The sequence below is a fragment of the Streptomyces sp. NPDC101166 genome (assembly GCF_044768125.1).
Taxonomy (GTDB): Bacteria; Actinomycetota; Actinomycetes; order Streptomycetales; family Streptomycetaceae; genus Streptomyces.
In genome coordinates this window covers 1-1,139 of record NZ_JBIWPF010000256.1, presented here as the reverse complement: position 1 = coordinate 1,139, position 1,139 = coordinate 1, and the positions used below count along the sequence as shown (strand labels likewise).

1 protein-coding gene is annotated in these 1,139 nt (G+C 62.2%); it reads left to right on the top strand.

The window, feature by feature from the left end:
- Positions 1–516: peroxidase-related enzyme (locus ACIRS4_RS38185; RefSeq protein WP_404204870.1), on the top strand; the 516-nt coding region annotated here is incomplete at its 5' end.
- Positions 517–1,139: the final 623 nt, after the last annotated feature.

Genomic DNA, 1,139 nt, shown 5'->3' with positions numbered 1-1,139 from the left:
GTGGAACCCATCCGGCTGGCCGATGCCGATGAGTTGCAGAAACCCCTGCTGGAGGGTGATCGCGGGATCGGGCCGTACTTCCGGCTACTCGCGCGCAACCCGGAGGTGCTGGCCCATCGCAGTGGCAACGACAAAGAGATCTTCTACGGTCGAGGGGGGCTGACCCGCGCGGAGCGCGAACTCGCGGCGACCGTTACCTCCCGGCACAATGGGTGCGAGTACTGCGCCTCCGTTCATTCACGTTTCACATCTGCGTTGTCCAAGCGGCACGGGGATGTTCAGCGGTTGCTGGACGAAGGCAACGACGTGCGCATCGACGAAAGATGGGACGCGGTAATCGATTTCGTGGACGCCCTCGCCGCCAATCCGCCCCGCGCCACCGCCGGCCATCTGAACCGCTTGCGGCAGTTGGGTTTCGACGCCTCGGAGCTGCATGATCTGGTGTTGTCGGCGGCCTCGTTCTCGTGGGCCAACCGTCTGATGCTCACCTTGGGAGAGCCCGAGGTGCCCGCGTAATCTAGTGCTCTATCGGGTTGGTTCTAGAAAGTTCATCCGTAATCTTCCCTCCGGGGGTATCGGCTCGGTATCGTCGCGATGGCAAACAGTCAGTGACGGCACTGGCAATCGTTCGGATCGGAGCACCACCATGGCGAACTTCCTTTCGGATGTTCTTTCTCAGACCCTGTTCAAGCTGCTGGCTACCGGCTCCGCGAGTCTTTCTGCCAAGTAGCCACGCGAGCGCCATCTTTCGGCAACTGAACAGGTGCCGAGCGATGCGGAAGGGCCCTCCCGCGGTTTCGGGGATCGGGCCCTTTTTTCGTGTCCGGATTATCCGGATGCGGCGTGGGTACTCCGCCCCTGCGCCGGCTCCGGCGCTGGTCCGGCGGCGCGTCGCGAGGGGCGGTCAAATAAAACCTAAAAAGTTCCTCGAAAAGTATTCCGTCCAGTTCGCCCGCTCTGTATCGTGATGAACGGCAAACGATCAGTGACTTTCGGGTCAATGCGACATCGGCCCGCGAGTCTCTCCCCCCGGACCCGCGTACCGAACTCGGGACGGTTCCCCTGCCTATACCCACCGTCCCGGGTGCGTCGAGTGACCCGACGTTGCTGAGCCAACTTTCGGCTAACGCGCGGTAAGT